16 protein-coding genes and 1 pseudogene are annotated in these 18,836 nt (G+C 71.2%); 12 read left to right on the forward strand and 5 right to left on the reverse strand.

What is annotated here, in order from left to right; all coding sequences use genetic code 11:
- Positions 1-95: 95 nt before the first annotated feature.
- On the forward strand, positions 96-1,259 hold the full coding sequence (locus tag OG972_RS24285) for a serine hydrolase domain-containing protein (protein WP_266990686.1): 1,164 nt from the start codon (positions 96-98) through the stop codon (positions 1,257-1,259).
- A complete protein-coding gene (locus OG972_RS24290) occupies positions 1,256-2,050 on the forward strand; it encodes an SDR family NAD(P)-dependent oxidoreductase (protein ID WP_266984747.1) in 795 nt (264 codons plus the stop codon). Before OG972_RS24285 ends, OG972_RS24290 begins: the two co-directional genes overlap by 4 nt.
- 268 nt (positions 2,051-2,318) lie before the next feature.
- On the opposite strand, the gene OG972_RS24295 is transcribed toward OG972_RS24290, so the two are convergent.
- The 4 genes from OG972_RS24295 to OG972_RS24310 form a co-directional block, all read right to left on the reverse strand.
- A complete protein-coding gene (locus OG972_RS24295; protein WP_266984749.1) occupies positions 2,319-3,170 on the reverse strand; it encodes a DMT family transporter in 852 nt (283 codons plus the stop codon).
- Positions 3,167-3,685: a YbaK/EbsC family protein gene (locus OG972_RS24300; RefSeq protein ID WP_266984751.1), complete on the reverse strand. Its 519-nt coding sequence runs from the start codon at positions 3,683-3,685 to the stop codon at positions 3,167-3,169. The genes OG972_RS24295 and OG972_RS24300 overlap by 4 nt, the downstream gene beginning before the upstream one ends.
- Before the next feature lie 82 nt (positions 3,686-3,767).
- The gene (locus OG972_RS24305; RefSeq protein ID WP_266984753.1) at positions 3,768-5,405 is read right to left on the reverse strand and encodes a penicillin-binding transpeptidase domain-containing protein; all 1,638 of its coding nucleotides are present in this window, start codon (positions 5,403-5,405) and stop codon (positions 3,768-3,770) included.
- 133 nt (positions 5,406-5,538) lie between these two features.
- Positions 5,539-7,317, reverse strand: a complete 1,779-nt coding sequence (locus OG972_RS24310; protein WP_266984755.1) for a dolichyl-phosphate-mannose--protein mannosyltransferase — start codon at positions 7,315-7,317, stop codon at positions 5,539-5,541.
- A gap of 53 nt (positions 7,318-7,370) precedes the next feature.
- Between OG972_RS24310 and rsmI the strand changes: the two genes are divergently transcribed.
- From rsmI to OG972_RS24345, 7 genes are all read left to right on the forward strand, one after another.
- Positions 7,371-8,264, forward strand: a complete 894-nt coding sequence (gene rsmI, locus OG972_RS24315) for a 16S rRNA (cytidine(1402)-2'-O)-methyltransferase (protein WP_266984757.1) — start codon at positions 7,371-7,373, stop codon at positions 8,262-8,264.
- Positions 8,265-8,423: 159 nt separating this feature from the next.
- Positions 8,424-8,804, forward strand: a complete 381-nt coding sequence (locus OG972_RS24320) for a hypothetical protein (RefSeq protein WP_266984758.1) — start codon at positions 8,424-8,426, stop codon at positions 8,802-8,804.
- A 41-nt stretch (positions 8,805-8,845) separates the two neighbouring features.
- Positions 8,846-9,712, forward strand: coding sequence for a TatD family hydrolase (locus OG972_RS24325; RefSeq protein ID WP_266984759.1), 867 nt, complete (start codon positions 8,846-8,848; stop codon positions 9,710-9,712).
- Positions 9,713-9,822: 110 nt separating this feature from the next.
- Positions 9,823-11,181: a resuscitation-promoting factor gene (locus OG972_RS24330; protein WP_266984760.1), complete on the forward strand. Its 1,359-nt coding sequence runs from the start codon at positions 9,823-9,825 to the stop codon at positions 11,179-11,181.
- Entirely contained in the window at positions 11,178-12,080 is a 903-nt protein-coding gene (rsmA, locus tag OG972_RS24335) for a 16S rRNA (adenine(1518)-N(6)/adenine(1519)-N(6))-dimethyltransferase RsmA (protein ID WP_266984761.1), read from the forward strand. The genes OG972_RS24330 and rsmA overlap by 4 nt, the downstream gene beginning before the upstream one ends.
- Positions 12,077-12,970: a 4-(cytidine 5'-diphospho)-2-C-methyl-D-erythritol kinase gene (locus tag OG972_RS24340; protein ID WP_266984762.1), complete on the forward strand. Its 894-nt coding sequence runs from the start codon at positions 12,077-12,079 to the stop codon at positions 12,968-12,970. The genes rsmA and OG972_RS24340 overlap by 4 nt, the downstream gene beginning before the upstream one ends.
- A gap of 73 nt (positions 12,971-13,043) precedes the next feature.
- Complete coding sequence (locus OG972_RS24345; RefSeq protein ID WP_266984763.1) at positions 13,044-14,360, forward strand: acyltransferase family protein; 1,317 nt, start codon at positions 13,044-13,046, stop codon at positions 14,358-14,360.
- Between the two features lie 74 nt (positions 14,361-14,434).
- Here the strand turns inward: OG972_RS24345 and OG972_RS24350 are convergent, their stop codons facing one another.
- The gene (locus tag OG972_RS24350; RefSeq protein WP_266984764.1) at positions 14,435-15,076 is read right to left on the reverse strand and encodes a lipoprotein; all 642 of its coding nucleotides are present in this window, start codon (positions 15,074-15,076) and stop codon (positions 14,435-14,437) included.
- A 99-nt stretch (positions 15,077-15,175) separates the two neighbouring features.
- Between OG972_RS24350 and OG972_RS24355 the strand changes: the two genes are divergently transcribed.
- The 3 genes and pseudogenes from OG972_RS24355 to OG972_RS24365 all read left to right on the forward strand — a co-directional run bounded on the left by OG972_RS24355 (position 15,176) and on the right by OG972_RS24365 (position 18,805).
- Positions 15,176-16,996, forward strand: a complete 1,821-nt coding sequence (locus tag OG972_RS24355) for an ABC-F family ATP-binding cassette domain-containing protein (RefSeq protein ID WP_266984765.1) — start codon at positions 15,176-15,178, stop codon at positions 16,994-16,996.
- A 199-nt stretch (positions 16,997-17,195) separates the two neighbouring features.
- Positions 17,196-17,423: pseudogene (locus OG972_RS24360) on the forward strand (transposase); the annotation flags it as partial.
- 1,013 nt (positions 17,424-18,436) lie between these two features.
- Complete coding sequence (locus OG972_RS24365) at positions 18,437-18,805, forward strand: transposase (protein ID WP_266984766.1); 369 nt, start codon at positions 18,437-18,439, stop codon at positions 18,803-18,805.
- Positions 18,806-18,836 lie beyond the last annotated feature (31 nt).

Below are 18,836 nucleotides of genomic sequence, written 5' to 3' on the forward strand. Positions count from 1 at the left end.
ACGTCCCGGTCGTGGTGAGCTGAGGGTCACCCGCGGTACAGCTCACCTGCGCAGCGATGCACCATGGGGGGATGAGCGGGAGCGCAGGAGCAGGCGTGGACGTACGGGGCACGGTGGCGACCGGATTCGAACCGGTCAGGGACGCCTTCATCCGTAACTTCGAGCAGCGGGGGGAGCGGGGGGCGGCGGTCGCCGTCTACCGGGACGGGCGCAAGGTCGTCGACCTGTGGGCCGGCACGAGAGACGTCGACGGTGTCGAACCGTGGGCGGTCGACACGGTGCAGATCGTCCGCTCTGCGGGCAAGGGCATCGCCGCGGCCGTACCGCTGCTGCTGCACCAGCGCGGACAGGTGGACCTGGACGCCCCGGTCGGCACGTACTGGCCGGAGTTCAAGACGGCCGGCAAGGAGCGCGTCCTTGTGCGGCACCTCCTCGCCCACCGTGCGGGAGTCCCCGCCCTCGACCGGCCGCTGACGCCGCAGGAGGCCGCCGACGGGAGCTCCGGGGCGCACGCCGTCGCCGCGCAGCGCCCGCAGTGGGAGCCCGGTACCGCGCACGGCTACCACGCACAGACGTACAGTTGGCTGATCGGCGAACTGGTGCGACGGGTCACCGGGCGCACCGTGGGCCGCTGGATCGCCGAGGAGATCGCCCGCCCGCTCGGCCTCGACTTCTGGTTCGGGCTCCCGGAGGAAGAGGCGCACCGGGTGGGCCGGATCGGACCGGTCGAGCCGCCCGTTCTCGACGGCAACGGCGGGGCGCTGCGGATGCGCCCCAAGCGGTCGGTCGTGGACGCCTACCGTGATCCCGAGTCGCTGACCCGCCGCGCGTTCGGCGCCATCGACCCGTTCCCCGACGAGAACGACGCCGGCTACCGGGCGGCCGAACTCCCCGCCTCCAACGGCATCGCGACCGCCCGCGCGCTGGCCCGCGCCTACGCCGCGATGATCGGCCCGGTCGACGGACACCGGCTCTTCGCCCCGGCCACGCTCACCCTCGCCCGCACCGAGGAGTCCGCGGGCCCGGACCGGGTGCTCGTCGTGAACACCCGCTTCGGCCTCGGCTACATGCTGCACGGCCCGGCCGCCCCGCTCCTCGCCCCCGGCTCCTTCGGCCACCCGGGCCGCGGCGGCTCGCTCGGCTTCGCCGACCCCGAATCGGGCATCTCGCTCGGCTATGTGACGAACGGTCTGCAGAAGGGAGTCACCGCCGATCCCCGTGCCCAGGCCCTGGTCAGAGCAGTACGGTCGGCGCTATGACTCCTACCGGTGAATCCAGGTTCGACGGATACGGCGTACTCATCACGGGCGCGGGACAGGGCATCGGCGCGGCCACGGCCCGCCGGCTGGCCTCCGAGGGCGCACGCGTCCTGGTGACCGATCTGGACGGTGACCGCGCCGAGCACACGGCGGCAGCGATACGGAAGACGGGCGCCACCGCCGAGGCGCTGGCCTGCGACGTGGGCGACCGGCCGGCGGTCGAGGCGGCGGTGGCCCGTGCGGTCGAGGCGTTCGGCACGCTCGACGTGCTGGTCAACAACGCGTACCGCTGCACCCCCGACACCCCGCTCTTCGAGGACGAGCCCGACGACGTCTGGCAGGGCGATCTGGATGCCACGCTCACCGGCCCGTACCGCTGCTCACGGGCAGCACTGCCGCATCTGGTGGCGTCGGGCAGGGGCGCGATCGTCAACATCGGCTCCGTCAACGGCGAGCAGGACTTCGGCAACCACGCCTACAGCGCCGCCAAGGCGGGCCTGGGCAGCCTGACCCGTACGCTCGCCGGCCACGCCGGTCCGCGCGGGGTCCGCGTCAACCTCGTGGCCCCCGGCACGATCCGCACGGACGCGTGGGCGGACCGCGCCGACGAACTGGACCGGGTGAGCCCGCTCTACCCCCTCGGCAGGGTCGGTGAACCGGACGACATCGCGGCGGCGGTCGCCTTCCTCGCCTCCCGCGACGCGTCCTGGATCACCGGGACGACGCTGCGGGTCGACGGTGGGCTGCTCGCCGTGAACGCGGGTTTCCGGAGGGCGATCGCGCAGGACTGAGGCCGGTGGGCGGCCCGGCGTGCTGCGCGGGTTGCGCCGACACCCGCGCGCCGCAGCCGCCGCAGAACCTGCAGAGGCCTCTGGTTCCGCAGCCTCCGTTTCCGCTTGAGGATCCGCGGGATGTTCCGGCTCAGCACCCCCCCGGATCAGCCGGCACCGGCGACGGCGTATGAGCTGCAGCAGCAGCTTTCGCGCCCCGACGCCGCCGACGGTTGCCTGCGCTCCGTGTCTGCCGTCCGCGCCGGTGCTTCCCCGGACGCCGCCGCGCTCAACTCGTGTGCAGCATCAGCCCGATCCCGACCACCATCAGTCCGGCCGCCGCGATCCTCGGTACGCCGAACCGCTCCTTGAAGAACACCGTCCCTATCGCCGCGCCCACAATGATCGACGACTCGCGCAGGGCGGCGATCGGGGCCAGCGGCGCCTTCGTCTGCGCCCACAGGACCAGCCCGTAGGCGACCACCGACATGGCCGCGCCCGCCAATCCCCGTGCCGCGTACGGCCGCAGCTGGGCCGCCAGTTGTCCGCGGCGGCGGTAGAGGGTGTACGCGGGGACGGCGAGCCCCTCCAGGATCATCAGCCAGGCGATGTAGCCGAGCGAGGTGCCGGAGGCCCGGACCCCCACCCCGTCGACGGTCGTGTACCCGGCGATCGCCAGACCCGTTGCCAGGGCCGCGGCGATCGCCGGCCAGTGCGGGCGGGTCTCCGAGCCCCGGATACCCCACAGCGCGACGCCGACGAGCCCGGCGCAGGCGACCGCGACACCGGCCGTCGCCCATCCGTCGGGCCGCTCCCCGACGAAGACCGCCGCGAGGACCGTCACCACCAGGGGCGCGGTGCCGCGTGCGATCGGATACATCTGGCCGAAGTCGCCGAGCGTGAACGACCTCATCAGCAGCGCCATATAGGCGACGTGCAGGATCGCGGAGACGATCAGATACGGCCATGCCGCCGCGGCCGGCAGCGGCACGAAGCAGGCGGCGACCGCGCCGAGCAGTGCCCCGCCCCCCGAGATCAGGGTGAAGGAGAGCAGCTGGTCCTTGATGGCGTGCGCGATGGCGTTCCAACTGGCGTGCGTGATCGCCGCGATCAGGACCGCGCATGCGACCAGCGGCGTCACTCGGACGGCTCGCGCACGTCCACCACGGTGCCGCCGGCATGCCTGATGACCGTCTGGGGATCGAGCGGGAAGACGGTGTGCGGGGTGCCCGCCGCAGCCCACACCACGTCGTGGTCGAGCAGCCCGCGGTCGGCCAGCACCCGGGTCTTCGTACGGTGGCCGAAGGGCGGCACACCGCCGATCGCGTACCCGGTGGTCTCCCGGACCAGATCGGCCCCGGCGCGCTTGACCTTCCCGACGCCCAGCTCCCGCCGTACGAGCTCCACGTCGACCCGCGAGGAGCCGTCCATCAGGACCAGCACGGGAGCCCCGTCGGCCTCGAAGATCAGAGACTTGACGATGGCGCTGAGCTCGCAGCCGATGGCGGCGGCGGCCTCGGCGGCGGTACGGGTGGCGTCCGGGAAGCGGCGGACCTCGACATCGAGACCCAGTTCGCGCAGGGCCTCGGCGAATCGGGGGTGTGCGGCCGAAATGGTCGCTTCGGTCACGGGAGCGGTCGCGTCGGGAGTACTCATGCCCCGCACGCTAGCGGCCGCCCAGCGGGGCACGCGATCCGGTTTCGGCAACCGGACCCCCTCCGTCCGGTCGGCTCGGGCGTCACGGCCCCGCGCGCAGTACCTGGGCCACCACCGGCCCCGCCGCGTCGCCGCCGTGGCCACCGGACTGGACGACCGCCGCGGCCGCGAGGTCGTTGCTGAAGCCGGTGAACCAGCTGTTGGACGTGGCCTGTCCGTCGACCTCCGCCGAACCGGTCTTCGCACCCTTGTCGCCGCCGACCGAGGCCATCGCCGCCTTGCCGGTGCCCCAGCTCGCGGTCTGCCGCATCATGTTGGACACCTGCTGCGCGACGGACCCGGGCAGCGAGCGGGACGCGGTGGCCAGCTGACGGCCGTCCAGGTCCTGCGGTACGAGGACCGGCTGGCGGAAGGTGCCGTTCTTCGCGGTGGCGGTGATGGACGCCATGTTGAGTGCGTTCATCTGGATGGTGCCCTGGCCGATGTACTGCGCGGCGGCCTCACCGCCGACGGCCTCGGGCACGCTGCCGTCGAAGGACGCGACGCCGGTCTTCCAGTCGAGGCCGATCCCGAAGACGTCCCGGGCCTCCTTGGCCAGTGCGGCGTCGTCCTTGGTGTCGTCGATGAGCTTGATGAAGGCGGTGTTGCACGACCGGGCGAAGCTGGTGGTGAGGGTGCCGTCCGGGATGGAGAACCCTTCCAGGTTCTGGAACGTGCGGCCCTGGTACATCGCGGTCTTCGGGCACTCGATCTTCTGGTTCGCGCCGGCGAGTCCCTTCTCGATCAGCATCGACGCGGTCACGATCTTCATCGTCGAACCGGGCGCCTGCTTGCCGAGCATGGCCGCGTTGAACCCGGTCGCAGGGTTGTTGGCGACCGCGCGGATCGAGCCGGTGGACGGCCGGACGGCGACCACCGAGGCCTGGGAGTACCGCTTGACGGCCTGCTCGGCCGCCGCCTGGACATGCGCGTCCAGCGTGGTCTGCAGCGTGCCCGGCTTCCCCTTGGACAGCGTCAGCAGCGTCTTGTCCGGGGTGTTCTCGTCCGCCGACTCGATCCAGGTCTCGATACCCGCGGTGCCGCCGGCCTTCTCCCCGTACTTCTCGCGCAGCGCGTCCAGGATCGGCCCCAGCGACGGGTACTTCTCCTTCGTCAGCACCTTGCCGTTGTGGTCGAGCGCCTCGATGGACGGGGCCGACGCCTCGCCGGTCTTCAGCGTTTCGCCGTCCGCCAGGTCCGGATGGATCACGGACGGTTTCCAGTCGATCAGCGGCCGACCGGTGGTCAGGCCGCGCACGACGGTCAGTTCCGAGGAGTACGACCAGGGCTTGGACTTCCCCTCGAAGCTCACCGTCGCCTTCACGGTGAACGGGACCGTCGAGCCGGTTGCCGGGCCCGGGGTGATCACGGCCTTGGTGACGTGGGCCTGGTCGCTGTATCCGCTGAGGGCCGGTTCGGCGTCGACCGCGTTGTTGGTGAGCTGGGACGCGTCGGAAGCCTGGCCGGCCGCCCAGGCCTTGAGGAACTTCTCCGACGTCTCGCTGATCTCCGCCTTGCTCGGCGGGCCGGTCTTCACCTCGGCGGAGGTGGAGCGTCCGTCCGTACCGCCGCCCCCGCTGCCGCCGAACCCGTCGAGGACGTTGTACGCCCCGTACCCCACCCCGCCGACGACCAGCACAAACACTCCGCCGATGACGGCGACCTTCGTTCCGCTGCGCATCTGTGCAGTCCCCCTCCCCAGGAGGCTCCCTTGAACACGTTCAAGAGAGCGCTTGTGGGCACTTTACGGGACGGTAGTGACAGCGGGGGCTGTTGTTATCGGAACGCGATCCGCAACGGCGTGAACAGTTCGGTCAAATCCAGGTATCCAGCCACATGCGGTTGCGCCAGGAGTTCTCCGGAATGGGCGTCCCCGTATACAGCGGCCAGAAATAGATGAGATTCCAGACAATCAGCAGAACGAGTACGCCGGCCGCAATGGCCCCCCATGTCCTCCGCCGCTCACCGGACGGATCGCCGGACACCAGACCCAGTTCCCACTTGGGCCCGGTGCCCGCAGCAGGGCCGAGCATCGCGCCGATCATCATCGCCACCGCGAGACAGAGGAACGGCACGAAGACGACCGCGTAGAACAGGAAGATCGTCCGCTCCTGGTAGAGGAACCAGGGCAGCCAGCCCGCCGCCACACCGCACGCGATCGCACCCGCCCGCCAGTCGCGGCGGAAGAACCAGCGCCACAGCACGTACAGCAGCGCGAAGCACGCCGCCCACCACAGCAGCGGTGTGCCGATCGCCAGGACCTCGCGGGCGCACTTGCCGGTCGCCGAGCTCGTGCAGCCGTTCTGCTCCTCGTAGAAGTACGAGACGGGACGGCCCAGGATGATCCAGCTCCAGGGGTTCGACTGGTACGTGTGCCCCGAGGTCAGGTTCACGTGGAACTCGTAGACCTGGTACTCGTAGTGCCACAGGCTGCGCAGCCAGTCCGGCAGCCAGGTCCAGTTGCCGCCCGATCCGTCGGTCGTCGCCCAGTTCCGGTAGTAGCCGTGGCGCTCGGGGTCGTTCTTGATGATCCAGCCGGTCCAGGACGCGAGGTACGTCAGGATCGCGACCGGCACCGTCGAGACGAACGCCGGCAGCAGGTCGCGCTTGATCACCGCCTGGTACGGGCGGACCGCGCCGGCCGTCCGGCGGGCGCCGACATCCCACAACACCGTCATCAGGCCGAACGCGACCAGGATGTACAGCCCGTTCCACTTCGTGCCGAACGCCAGGCCCAGCGAGAGCCCCGCAGCGATCCGCCACGGCCGCCACCCCAGCCGCAGCGTCTCCGCGACCTGTGTGTCCGGGCGCAACACGCCCTCGGCGTCGACCGGCAGCGCCGCAGCCAGCCTGCGCCGCGCCCAGTCCCGGTCGATCAGCAGGCAGCCGAACGCCCCCAGCACGAAGAACATCAGCACCAGGTCCAGCAGCGCCGTGCGGCTCATCACGAAGTGCAGCCCGTCGACGGCGAGCAGCGCGCCCGCCAGACATCCCAGGAACGTCGAACGGAACAGCCGCCGCCCGATCCTGCACAGCATCAGCACCGACAGCGTGCCGAGCACCGCCACCATGAACCGCCAGCCGAACGGCGTGAACCCGAAGAGCTGCTCACCGAACCCGATGATCCACTTACCGACCGGCGGATGCACCACATAACCGGGCTCCGTCGGCACCGGCACCAGCGACGGGTCGGCCAGGATCGACTTGTCGACGTCCTTCGGCCAGGACCCCTCATACCCCTGCTTGATCAGGGCCCAGGAGTCCTTGGCGTAGTACGTCTCATCGAATATCACCGCCTTCGGGCTGCCCAGGTGCCAGAACCGCAGCACCCCGGCGACCAGTGCCACCAGCAGTGGCCCGCCCCAGGCCGACCACCGCACCAGCCGGTCGGCCGTCGGCGGGGACACCCCCAGCACAGCCCAGAGCTGCTGTCCCGGCCGGGTGTACGGCGGGACCAGCCGTTCACGCAGCCCGATTACGGACCGGGGCGCATGGCCGAAGCGGCGCAGCCGCTGCTGCCAGGACGGGAGCTCTTCACCGTGCTGGTTCCCGGCGTCTTGACCCTGCTGGGCTTCGGGCGCAGTACTCGTCACCGCGCCATCGTAGGGAACGCATCTGTGCGACTGCTGTCGTCCGTGCTGGGAGGATGGCTGATGTGACTGGAACGACTGGAACGCTGGTACTCGCAGGGACCCCCATCGGCGATGTGGCGGACGCCCCGCCACGGCTTGCCGCCGAACTGGAGACGGCCGATGTCGTCGCCGCGGAGGACACCCGTCGGCTGCGCCGCCTGACGCAGGCGCTCGGCATCCACACCACGGGGCGTGTCGTCTCCTACTTCGAGGGCAACGAGTCGGCCCGTACGCCCGAACTCGTCGAGGCGCTGATGGGCGGCGCCCGGGTGCTGCTGGTCACGGACGCCGGGATGCCGTCGGTCTCCGACCCCGGCTACCGGCTCGTCGCCGCCGCCGTGGAGAAGGACATCAAGGTCACCGCGGTCCCCGGCCCGTCCGCCGTGCTCACCGCGCTCGCGCTGTCGGGGCTGCCCGTCGACCGGTTCTGCTTCGAGGGGTTCCTGCCGCGCAAGGCCGGCGAGCGGCTCGGCCGGCTCCGTGAGGTCGCCGACGAACGTCGCACCATGGTCTTCTTCGAGGCCCCGCACCGACTCGACGACACCCTCGCCGCGATGGCCGAGGTGTTCGGCAGCGACCGCCGGGCCGCCGTGTGCCGGGAGCTGACCAAGACGTACGAGGAAGTGAAGCGCGGCCCACTGGGCGATCTCGCGGTCTGGGCGGCCGAAGGCGTACGCGGCGAGATCACCGTCGTCGTCGAGGGCGCTGCGGAATCGGCGGAGGAACTGGACGCCGCCGAGCTGGTGCGCAGGGTGCAGGTGCGCGAGGAGGCGGGGGAGCGGCGCAAGGAGGCGATCGCCGCCGTCGCCGCGGCCGCCGGGCTGCCCAAACGCGATGTTTTCGATGCGGTCGTCGCGGCAAAGAATGCGGCGCGGACCGGCCCAGCAGAAGGCAAAGGGCTATCGTGAAAAGCAAAGCGCGAGCCGCGCACCGGCCACTTTTGCCACGAGAAGGCCAAGACCGCTCCAACACTCGACAGGACCTGGTGCGCTCCCGCCGGTAAAGGCGTCCACTGAATCAGGGACGCATTCTCCGGAGTGCTTGTCCGGCGGACAAGAGGAGCAGGCATGAGCGAGATCGCAGCAACCACCGTGCATGAGGCGTATGCCTTCGCCTGTATGGGTTGCGGACATGGTTGGGAACAGGTCTACGACATCGAGCACCACACGGACGGCCGCGGTCAGCCCTTCGTCGTGTACCGCGTGCAGGGGCAGCTCGTTCCCTCACCGCTGAACCGGCTCACCTGCCTCAACTGCGACGGGCACAAGGTCCGCATCATGCGCGCCGGGCAGGTCTCCTCCATCGCGGAAACCCTGCGACGCCTGAACTTCGCGACCCCGACCGGCGCCACCGCCGGGCCGATACCGTCCTCGGAGAGCGCGTCGGAGCGCTCCCCGCGCCAGTGGCGTTTCGTGCATATGTTTCGCGCGCGGCAGCGCGGTAAGTGAGGTCCGGGCCCGGTGACACCGGGCTCTCATAGGATCGCCCTATGAGCTCCAAGGACACCCCGCCGCTGCCCGAACCCCTTCGGGTACCGGTCGCCGATTCGCACACCCATCTGGACATGCAGGACGCCACCGTCGAAGAGGGCCTGGCCAGGGCCGCGGCGGTGAACGTCACCACGGTGATCCAGGTGGGCTGCGACGTGAAGGGCTCACGCTGGGCCGCCGAGACCGCCGCCGCGCACCCGAGTGTGTACGCGGCGGTGGCGCTCCACCCCAACGAGGCGCCGCGCATCGTGCACGGGGACCCGGATGGCTGGTCGCGGCAGGGTGGCCGCGAACCCGGCGGGAAGGCCGCGCTCGACGAGGCGCTCGCCGAGATCGACCGGCTGGCCGCCCTCGACCAGGTGCGCGGCGTCGGCGAGACCGGGCTCGACTACTTCCGTACCGGCCCCGAGGGCATGGCCGCCCAGGAGGAGTCCTTCCGGGCCCACATCGAGATCGCCAAACGGCACGGCAAGGCGCTCGTCATCCACGACCGCGAGGCGCACGCCGATGTGCTGCGCGTCCTCGCCGACGCGGGCGCCCCCGAGCGGACCGTGTTCCACTGCTACTCCGGTGACGTCGCGATGGCCCGGATCTGCGCGGACGCCGGGTACTTCATGTCGTTCGCGGGCAACGTGACGTTCAAGAACGCCCAGCCGCTGCGGGACGCGCTGTCCGTGGCGCCGATCGAACTGATCCTGGTGGAGACGGACGCACCGTTCCTCACCCCCGCCCCGTATCGCGGACGCCCCAATGCGCCCTATCTCATTCCCGTCACGCTCCGTGCCATGGCGGAGGTGAAGGGAGTCGACGAGGACACCCTGGCGTCGGCGATCAACGAGAACACGGCGCGCGCGTTCGATTACTGACGCATCATCCATGACGGTGTGCAGTCGTGCCGCTTTGGAGAGTGACGGAAGGTCCACTATCGTCCCGGACGCCCCTCGGGCGACCGGACGGACGGATCTTCTGGAGCGTCGTGAGCAATCTGCAGGGCAGTCACCGTGCGGCAACGGGCAGGGGCGGCACGGCGGTGGAGACGCCGCCGAGCGTCCCCGCGCCGCTGTCGTTCCAAGAGCCGGTCCATGAGTCGTTCCACGAGGAGGAGACCCTCGTCGCCCCGTGGCCGGTCCACGAACCGACCGTCGTCGATGCCCAGGCGCCCCCTCCCGCCCCCGCGGGCATCCGCACCGGCGGCCGGGCCGAGGCCCGGCGGGCCGCGCGGCGGCACAGGGCCCCCGTCCGCCCGGAGAACCTGCGCCGGCTCGTCCCGCAGGCCCTGGTCGTCGCCTTCCTGGCAGGCGGCACCACCGCCTTCCTCGCCGACGACAAGGCGGTGGAACTCACTGTCGACGGGGAGCCGCGCACCCTGCACACGTTCGCCGACGACATCGACGAACTCCTCGACGAGCAGGGCGTCACCGTCGGCGCCCATGACGTCATCACCCCCGCGCGCGGCAGTGAGCTCGAGAACGGCGACGAGATCACCGTCCGGCACAGCCGCCCGGTGACCCTCACCCTCGACGGGGTCCGGCGCCGGGTGTGGACCACCGCCGACACGGTCGACGGCGCCCTGCGCCAGCTCGGGGTGCGCGCCGAGGGGGCGTACCTCTCCGCGACCCGCTCCTCCGCGATCGGCCGGACCGGGCTCGCCCTGGACGTCCGTACCGAACGCACCGTGACCTTCATGGCCGACGGCCGGGAACGCACTGTCCGCACCAACGCCGCGACCGTCCGCGAGGCCATCGACGAGGCGGGCATCACGCTGCGCGGCGAGGACACCACCTCCGTGGACCCGCAGAGCTTCCCGCGCGACGGCCAGACGGTCTCCGTGATGCGGATCACCGGCTCCCGCGAGGTGCGTGAGGAGCTCATCCCGTACGCCGAGCAACGCTCCGAGGACCCCTCGCTCTTCGCCGGTACGGAAGTCGTCGAGCGCGAGGGCAGGCCGGGCGCCCGCCGGATCACGTACGCCGTGCGGACCGTCAACGGCGTCCGGCAGCGGCCCCGCGCACTGGACGCGGAGACCGTCCGCACGCCGGTCGACCGGATCGTGAGGGTCGGCACCGGGCGGCGGCCGCAGTCGGTGGCGGACGTGGACGGGCTGAACTGGGCCGGGCTCGCGGCCTGCGAGTCCGGCGGCCGGGCCGGGGCGGTCGACGCCAGTGGCACGTACGGCGGGCTGTACCAGTTCGACACGCACACCTGGAATGCCCTCGGTGGCAGAGGACGCCCGCAGGACGCCCCGGCGTCCGAGCAGACGTTCCGGGCGAAGAAGCTCTACGTGCAACGGGGGGCGAGCCCGTGGCCGCACTGCGGCCGTAGGCTTACCGGGTGAGCAGCACAGAGCCCGACGCCCTCCTGGGGCCCGCAGACATCCGCGACCTGGCCGCGAAGCTGGGCGTACGCCCCACGAAGCAGCGCGGTCAGAACTTCGTCATCGACGCCAATACGGTCCGCAGGATCGTACGGACCGCGGAGGTCCGCCCGGACGACGTGGTGGTGGAAGTCGGGCCGGGGCTGGGTTCGCTGACCCTGGCGCTGCTGGAGGCGGCGGACCGGGTCGTCGCCGTCGAGATCGACGACGTGCTCGCGGCGGCGCTGCCCGCCACGGTCGCGGCCCGGATGCCGGGCCGCGCCGACCGGTTCTCGCTCGTCCACTCCGACGCGATGCTGGTCACGGAGCTGCCGGGCCCGGCGCCCACCGCCCTCGTCGCCAACCTGCCGTACAACGTCGCCGTGCCGGTCCTGCTGACGATGCTGGAGCGGTTCCCGACCATCGAGCGGACCCTGGTCATGGTGCAGGCCGAGGTCGCCGACCGGCTGGCCGCCCGGCCGGGCAACAAGGTCTACGGCGTGCCCTCGGTGAAGGCCAACTGGTACGCGGACGTCAAGCGGGCCGGGTCCATCGGCCGCACCGTCTTCTGGCCGGCCCCCAACGTCGACTCCGGTCTGGTGTCGCTGGTCCGGCGCACCGAGCCGATCACGACGACCGCGAGCCGGGCCGAGGTCTTCGCCGTCGTCGACGCGGCGTTCGCCCAGCGCCGCAAGACGCTGCGGGCGGCCCTGGCCGGCTGGGCGGGTTCCGCGCCCGCCGCCGAGGCGGCCCTGGTCGCGGCCGGGATCTCACCGCAGGCGCGGGGCGAAGCACTGACGATCGAGGAGTTCGCGGCCATCGCCGAGAACAAGCCCGCCCCGAAGACCGATGAGGACCAGCCCCCCGGGAGCAGTGAGTGAGCGTCACCGTCCGCGTCCCCGCCAAGGTCAACGTCCAGCTCGCGGTAGGTGCCGCGCGCCCCGACGGCTTCCACGACCTGGCCAACGTCTTCCTCGCCGTCGGCCTGTACGACGAGGTCACCGTCACCCCCGCCGACGAGCTGACGGTCACCTGCTCGGGCCCGGACGCCGCCCAGGTCCCGCTGGACGCCTCCAACCTCGCCGCCCGCGCCGCGATCGCGCTCGCCGACCGCCACGGCATCGCGCCGCACGTGCACATCCACATCGCCAAGGACATCCCCGTCGCGGGCGGCATGGCGGGCGGCAGCGCCGACGGCGCGGCAGCGCTGCTCGCCTGCGACGCCCTCTGGTCCACCGGCGCCACCCGGGACGAGCTGCTCGCCATCTGCGCGGAACTCGGCAGCGACGTGCCGTTCTCTCTGGTCGGCGGCGCCGCCCTCGGGATCGGCCGCGGCGAACAACTGACCACGATCGACGTCGGCGGCACCTTCCACTGGGTCTTCGCGGTCGCCGACGGCGGGCTCTCCACCCCGGCCGTCTACGGCGAGTTCGACCGGCTCACCGCGGACACCGACGTCCCCGCACCGGCGGCCTCCCCGGCGCTCCTCGACGCTCTGCGCAGAGGCGACACCCACGCGCTCGCCGATGCGCTCTCCAACGACCTGCAGCCCGCCGCGCTGTCCCTGCGGCCCTCGCTCGCCGACACCCTCGCCGCGGGCACCGGGGCGGGCGCCCTGGCCACCCTGGTCTCGGGCTCCGGGCCGACCACCGCGTTCCTGGTGGCGGACGCCGAGTCGGCGCGGAAGGTCGCGGACGCGCTGCTGACGTCGGGGACCTGCCGGACCGCGCGCGTCGCGGTATCCCCGGCGCCGGGTGCCACGGTGCTCTGACCGCGGGTACTCAGACGGGAATTGAGTACGGTCGCGCTGCCGCCCCCGGGGCGTCGAACGCGACCGTACCCGTATGGGATCAAGTGTTCGTGAACTGGCCGGGGCCACCCCCGCCACCCGGGACCGCTATATCGATCTGCTGCGCGTCGCCTCGCTCGGGACGGTCGTCCTCGGGCACTGGCTGATGGCCGCCGTCACCACCGACGGCGTGGGCAACCTGCTCGCTGTCGTCCCCGGGCTCCAGGTGCTGACCTGGGCGCTCCAGATCATGCCGGTGTTCTTCTTCGTCGGCGGGTTCTCGCACGCCCTGTCCTACCGCTCCCTGCGCCGCAAGCAGCCGGAGGGGTCCACGGACTCCGTCTACTCGGCCTTCCTCCGCGTCAGGCTGCAGCGGCTGCTGCGCCCCACCATGGTCTTCATCCTGGTCTGGGGGGCTGCGGCGCTGATCGTCCAGCTGCTCGGCGGGGGCGGCGGGCTGACCGGGGTCACGCTGCGGCTGGTCGCCCAGCCGCTCTGGTTCATTGGGATCTACCTCGCGATGGTGGCGTTCACCCCGCCGCTTCTGACGCTGCACGACCGGTACGGCTGGGGAGCCTTCGCCGGGCTCGCCGGGGCTGCGGTCGCGGTCGACGTGCTGCGGTTCGCCGCCGGTGTCCCGTACATCGCGTTCCTCAACTTCGCGTTCGTCTGGCTGGCCGTGCACCAGCTCGGCTTCCTGCGCGCCGACGGCCGCATCCCACGCCCCGCGCTCCTGGCCGGCATCGGCCTGGCCGCCGCCGTCGCCCTGGTCGCGCTCGGCCCGTACCCGCTCTCCATGGTCGGGATGCCCGGGGAGAAGATCAGCAACATGGCGCCGCCCACGCTGGCCCTGCTCTGCCACGGACTCTGGCTGGTCGGCGCGGTCGAGCTGCTGCGCGGCCCCGGCGCCCGGCTGGTCGCCCGCCCGCGCGTGTGGCGCGGGGTCGTCGCCGCCAACGGGGTCGCGATGACGGCGTTCCTCTGGCACCTCACCGCGATGCTCGGGGTGTACGGGGCGATGCTCGCCCTCGACGTGCCCCTGCCCGAGCCGGCGAGCGGCGCCTGGTGGGCACAGGTGCCGGTGCGGATCGCGGTGGCGGCGGTCGTCACCGCGGGGCTGGTCGCCGTCTTCCGTACTTTCGAGCGGCCGGTGTCCGCGGTACCGGGGGCGGGCTCGGGGCCGGTGTCCGCGCTCGGTGTGACGCTCTGCCTGCTCGGGGTGCTCGGGGTGTCGATGGTCGGGTTCGGCGGGCTGCTGGAGGGGCACACGGCGATGCTGATCGCGGTACGGGTCAGCGCCCCGGTCGCCGTCGCGATGGCGCTGGGCGGCTGGCTGCTGGTGGAGCGGGCGGGGCGGCGCCGGTCGGGCTGACCACGGGCGCCGCGGAGACCTGTGTTCGTCCCGGCGGAGACCCGCGTTCCTCTCAGAGGTCACCCGACAGGCTCTCAGCCGAGCCGCACGCTCTTCTTCGCCAGCTCGTACGCCGGGAGCATCTCCTGGTGCTCCTGCGGGTCCAGCCCGCCGAGGTGCACCACGACCGGTCCGCTCGGGGTGGAGATGGCGAAGGCCCGCTGCTTCATGGGCTCGTCCAGCAGCTCGCTGCTGAAGGTGTAGCGGACCTCGGCCGCGGTCTGGGCACCTGCCTTCACCTCGGTGTACGTGGCTTCGGAGGCGTTCGGGTCGGCGGCCAGGAACGCCTTCAGGACCTGGCGCGGGGTGCCGTCGGTACGGTCCCCGGTCCACACCCGCAGGAAGCCGATGTTCCCGGCGGGCTTCGCGTCGATCTCGCAGACGAGCGTGAACGTGCCCTGCTTGCCCAGTTCGCTCAGTTCGTCGTCCTCGACGACCCGGACGGCCGCCGGCTTCCAGGAGGCCGCGAGGTCGAAGGTGACGGGCAGGGCACAGGCAGAACCGGAGCCCCCGATGCTGCCGCCCTTCACCGCACTCCTTGCCGCGGTCCTCGGCTTCGGCGCCGCCTTCCTGCCGTCGCCGCCGTCGTCCGGGGCGGACGACGTGCAGCCGGTCGCCGCCACCGACACCGCCGCCAGCACGGCCGTGACCGTCCCCCGTACCGAATTGATCACCATGGAAGTCCCCTGTCCCCGCCCTTGATCGATCGCCGCACGCTAACCCACCCGCGTGGCGATTACCCTGGGAGGTCGATCGATCCCCCAGTCAGGAGTGAAATGGCCGTCAATCTGGTCAATGTCGAGCAGGTCAGCAAGGTGTACGGCACCCGTGCCCTGCTCGACGGTGTGTCCCTTGGCGTGTCCGAGGGGGACCGGATCGGTGTCGTCGGCCGCAACGGCGACGGCAAGACGACCCTCATCCGGATGCTCGCCAAGCTGGAGGACGCGGACACCGGCCGCGTCACCCACAGCGGCGGCCTGCGCCTCGGTGTCCTCACCCAGCACGATTCGCTCGACCCGAAGGCGACCGTCCGCCACGAGATCATCCGCGATCTCGCCGACCACGAGTGGGCGGGCAGCGCCAAGATCCGTGACGTACTGACCGGACTCTTCGGCGGGCTCGACCTGCCCGGCTTCGAGCACGGCCTGGACACCGTCATCGCCCCGCTCTCCGGCGGCGAGCGGCGCCGGATCGCGCTCGCCAAGCTACTCATCGCCGAACAGGACCTGATCGTCCTCGACGAGCCGACCAACCACCTCGACGTCGAGGGCATCTCCTGGCTGGCCCGACACCTCCAGAACCGGCGCTCGGCGCTCGTCTGCGTCACCCACGACCGGTGGTTCCTCGACCAGGTCTGCACGCGCATGTGGGACGTCCAGCGCGGCGCCGTCCACGAGTACGAGGGCGGCTACAGCGACTACGTCTTCGCCCGCGCCGAGCGGGAGCGGATCGCCGCGACCGAGGAGTCCAAGCGGCAGAACCTGATGCGCAAGGAGCTGGCCTGGCTGCGGCGCGGCGCCCCCGCCCGTACCTCGAAGCCGCGCTACCGCATCGAGGCGGCCAACGAGCTGATCGCCGATGTGCCGCCGCCGCGCGACACCAGCGAGCTGATGAAGTTCGCCAACGCCCGGCTCGGCAAGACCGTCTTCGACCTGGAGGACGTGACCGTCCAGGCCGGCCCGAAGACGCTGCTCACCCACCTCACCTGGCAGCTCGGTCCGGGCGACCGGATCGGTCTGGTCGGCGTCAACGGCGCGGGCAAGACCTCGCTGCTGCGGGCGCTGGCCGAGGCGGCACGTACCCAGGGCGACGCACAGCCCGCAGCCGGGAAGATCGTCGTCGGCAAGACCGTCAAGCTCGCCTACCTCTCCCAGGAGGTCGCCGAGCTCAACCCGAACCTGCGGGTACTGGAAGCCGTGCAGCAGGTACGGGACCGGGTCGACCTCGGCAAGGGCCGGGAGATGACCGCGGGTCAGCTCTGCGAGCAGTTCGGCTTCTCGAAGGAGAAGCAGTGGACCCCGGTCGCCGACCTGTCCGGCGGTGAGCGGCGCCGGCTGCAGATCCTGCGCCTGCTGATGGACGAGCCGAACGTCCTCTTCCTCGACGAGCCCACCAACGATCTCGACATCGAGACCCTGACCCAGCTGGAGGACCTCCTCGACGGCTGGCCCGGGTCGATGATCGTGATCTCCCACGACCGGTTCTTCATCGAGCGGACCACGGACCGGGTGATGGCGCTGCTCGGCGACGCCACGCTCCGGATGCTGCCGCGCGGCATCGACGAGTACATCGAGCGCAGGGAGCGGATGGCAGAGGCGTCCTCGCCCGCCCCGGCTGCCGCGGCGGTGAAGGAGTCCGGCGGGGCGGTGGCTCCGGCGGTGTCCGCACAGGCGGCGCGGGCGGCGAAGAAGGAACTGCAGAAGATCGAGCGGCAGCTCGACAAGATGTCGAGCAGGGAGACGACCCTGCACGCACAGATCGCCGATAACGCCACGAACTTCGAGAAGGTGGCGAAACTGGACGCGGAGCTGCGGGAACTGGTGGCGGAGCGCGACGAGTTGGAGATGCGCTGGCTGGAGCTTGCCGAGGACGCCTGACAGCCGCTCAGCTTGACTCTGTCGGTGATCTTGGTGTTTCCCAGTGCGCGAGCATGATCGGCGGGCATGCTCAGTGCTGTTTCGAAAGCCGATACAGCTGCCGAGGTGTCCGTTGTCGCTCCATCCCCGCTCCGGTGAGCAAGTCCCGCCTCTGACCGCCCAGATCGCACGGGCAAGCAATCCGACCGGTACGACGGCGATGTGGGTCAGAGACCGGCTGGACGGGTTGTGGCGCGACGAGGACTTCGCCGGCTGGTATCCGCGCGACGGGCGTCCCGGGCTCTCGCCTGCCCAACTGGCCACCGTCTGTGTGCTGCAGTTCCTGCTTGGTCTGTCGGACCGGCAGGCAGCGGAAGCGGTCCGCTGCCGCATCGATTTCAAGTACGCCATGGCCATGGAGCTGGACGATCCCGGCTTCCACCACAGCGTGCTGGCCGACTTCCGCGAGCGCGTCGCGCAGGACGACCGCGCCGACCGACTCTTGGATCTGGTGCTCGCCCGTCTGAAGGAGGCCGGCCTCGTGGGCGAGCGCACCACGCAGCGCACCGACTCCACCCACGTCCTGGCCGCGGTGCGCGACCTGACCCGGCTGGAACTGGTCACCGAGGCGGTCCGTGCCGCGCTTGAAGAAGTGGCCCGCACGGCCGGGCATCTGCTGATCGGCCTGGTCGACGAGGACTGGGGGCGCCGCTATGGCCGCCCGGTCCGCCTGGGCAAGAACCCCACCCGGCCCAAGACCAGGATCCTCGCCGCCGGCAACGACGCCTGCCGACTGCTGGAACGACTCCACCGGGACGGGTCCGCCTACCGGCCCGGCCCACAAGCCGAGGCCCTACGGCAGATCGTGGTGCAGCACTACTACCGCGACACGGCAGGCCGCCTGCACTGGCGCACCACCGACGACGACGGGCTACCGCCCTCCTCCTCGGCGATCGTCTCTCCCTACGACATCACGGCGCGCTACGTGCGGCACGGACACATCATCCGCTGGAAGGGCTTCGCCGCCCATCTCACCGAGACGTGTGCCTCTGACAGCGTCAACGTGATCACGGACGTGGCCACCACGTCGGCCGCCACCAACGACGGCCAGGCCCTGCCCGGCATCCACACCCGCCTGGCTCGTCGCGGGCTGCTGCCCGCCGAGCACCTGGTCGACGGCGGCTACACCTCCCTGGTCCACCTGGAACGAGCCGACCGCGAACACCAGGTCACCGTCACCGGGCCGCTACCGGGCAACCCCACCCGCCAGCACCGCAGGAACGAGGGCTTCGACCGGGACGACTTCCACATCGACTTCGACCGCCGACAAGTCACCTGCCCCCAGGGCCAGGTCAGCGCGGGCTGGCACGGCCCCTACCCGACCTCCTCGCCCACCGCGGCGCCCCTGATCGTGGCACGGTTCACCAAGAGCCAGTGCCAGCCCTGTCCGGACCGCCCCCGATGCACCAGCTCCCGCGAGAACGCCCGCAACGTGGGCTTTCCCCGCGAGAACTCCGCGACCTGCAAGTCCGCGTCCGCACCGAGCAGCAGACACCCGAATGGAAGGCCCGCTACGCAGTCCGCTCCGGCGTGGAGGGCACCATCAACGAGTTTGCCCACGGACACGGCATGCGCCGCTGCCGCTACCGAGGACAGCCGAAAGCCCACCTGCAACACGTACTCACAGCCATCGCCGTGAACATCGAACGACTCAGCACTCGGTCAGTGACCCAGGAAACCCCTTCACCGAGACCGCCGACCGCCTTCCAGACCTTCCTGGACCAGCAGGGAATTCCCCGATCGAAGTCCTGGCGCACCCTCGGCACCTAACCTCGACCATCCAAGATCACCGACAGAGTCA

Origin of the sequence: Streptomyces sp. NBC_01669 (assembly GCF_026339735.1) — a bacterium.
In the GTDB taxonomy this organism is placed as follows: domain Bacteria; phylum Actinomycetota; class Actinomycetes; order Streptomycetales; family Streptomycetaceae; genus Streptomyces; species Streptomyces yanii.

What these genes read in the sequence shown, in the direction of transcription:
- OG972_RS24290 (WP_266984747.1), top strand. Translation starts at nt 1,256, where the DNA reads ATGACTCCTACCGGTGAATCCAGGTTCGACGGATACGGCGTACTCATC.
- OG972_RS24300 (WP_266984751.1), bottom strand. Translation starts at nt 3,685, where the DNA reads ATGAGTACTCCCGACGCGACCGCTCCCGTGACCGAAGCGACCATTTCG.
- OG972_RS24305 (WP_266984753.1), bottom strand. Translation starts at nt 5,405, where the DNA reads ATGCGCAGCGGAACGAAGGTCGCCGTCATCGGCGGAGTGTTTGTGCTG.
- rsmI (WP_266984757.1), top strand. Translation starts at nt 7,371, where the DNA reads ATGGCTGATGTGACTGGAACGACTGGAACGCTGGTACTCGCAGGGACC.
- OG972_RS24320 (WP_266984758.1), top strand. Translation starts at nt 8,424, where the DNA reads ATGAGCGAGATCGCAGCAACCACCGTGCATGAGGCGTATGCCTTCGCC.
- OG972_RS24325 (WP_266984759.1), top strand. Translation starts at nt 8,846, where the DNA reads ATGAGCTCCAAGGACACCCCGCCGCTGCCCGAACCCCTTCGGGTACCG.
- OG972_RS24345 (WP_266984763.1), top strand. Translation starts at nt 13,044, where the DNA reads ATGGGATCAAGTGTTCGTGAACTGGCCGGGGCCACCCCCGCCACCCGG.
- OG972_RS24350 (WP_266984764.1), bottom strand. Translation starts at nt 15,076, where the DNA reads ATGGTGATCAATTCGGTACGGGGGACGGTCACGGCCGTGCTGGCGGCG.
- OG972_RS24355 (WP_266984765.1), top strand. Translation starts at nt 15,176, where the DNA reads ATGGCCGTCAATCTGGTCAATGTCGAGCAGGTCAGCAAGGTGTACGGC.
- OG972_RS24365 (WP_266984766.1), top strand. Translation starts at nt 18,437, where the DNA reads ATGCACCAGCTCCCGCGAGAACGCCCGCAACGTGGGCTTTCCCCGCGA.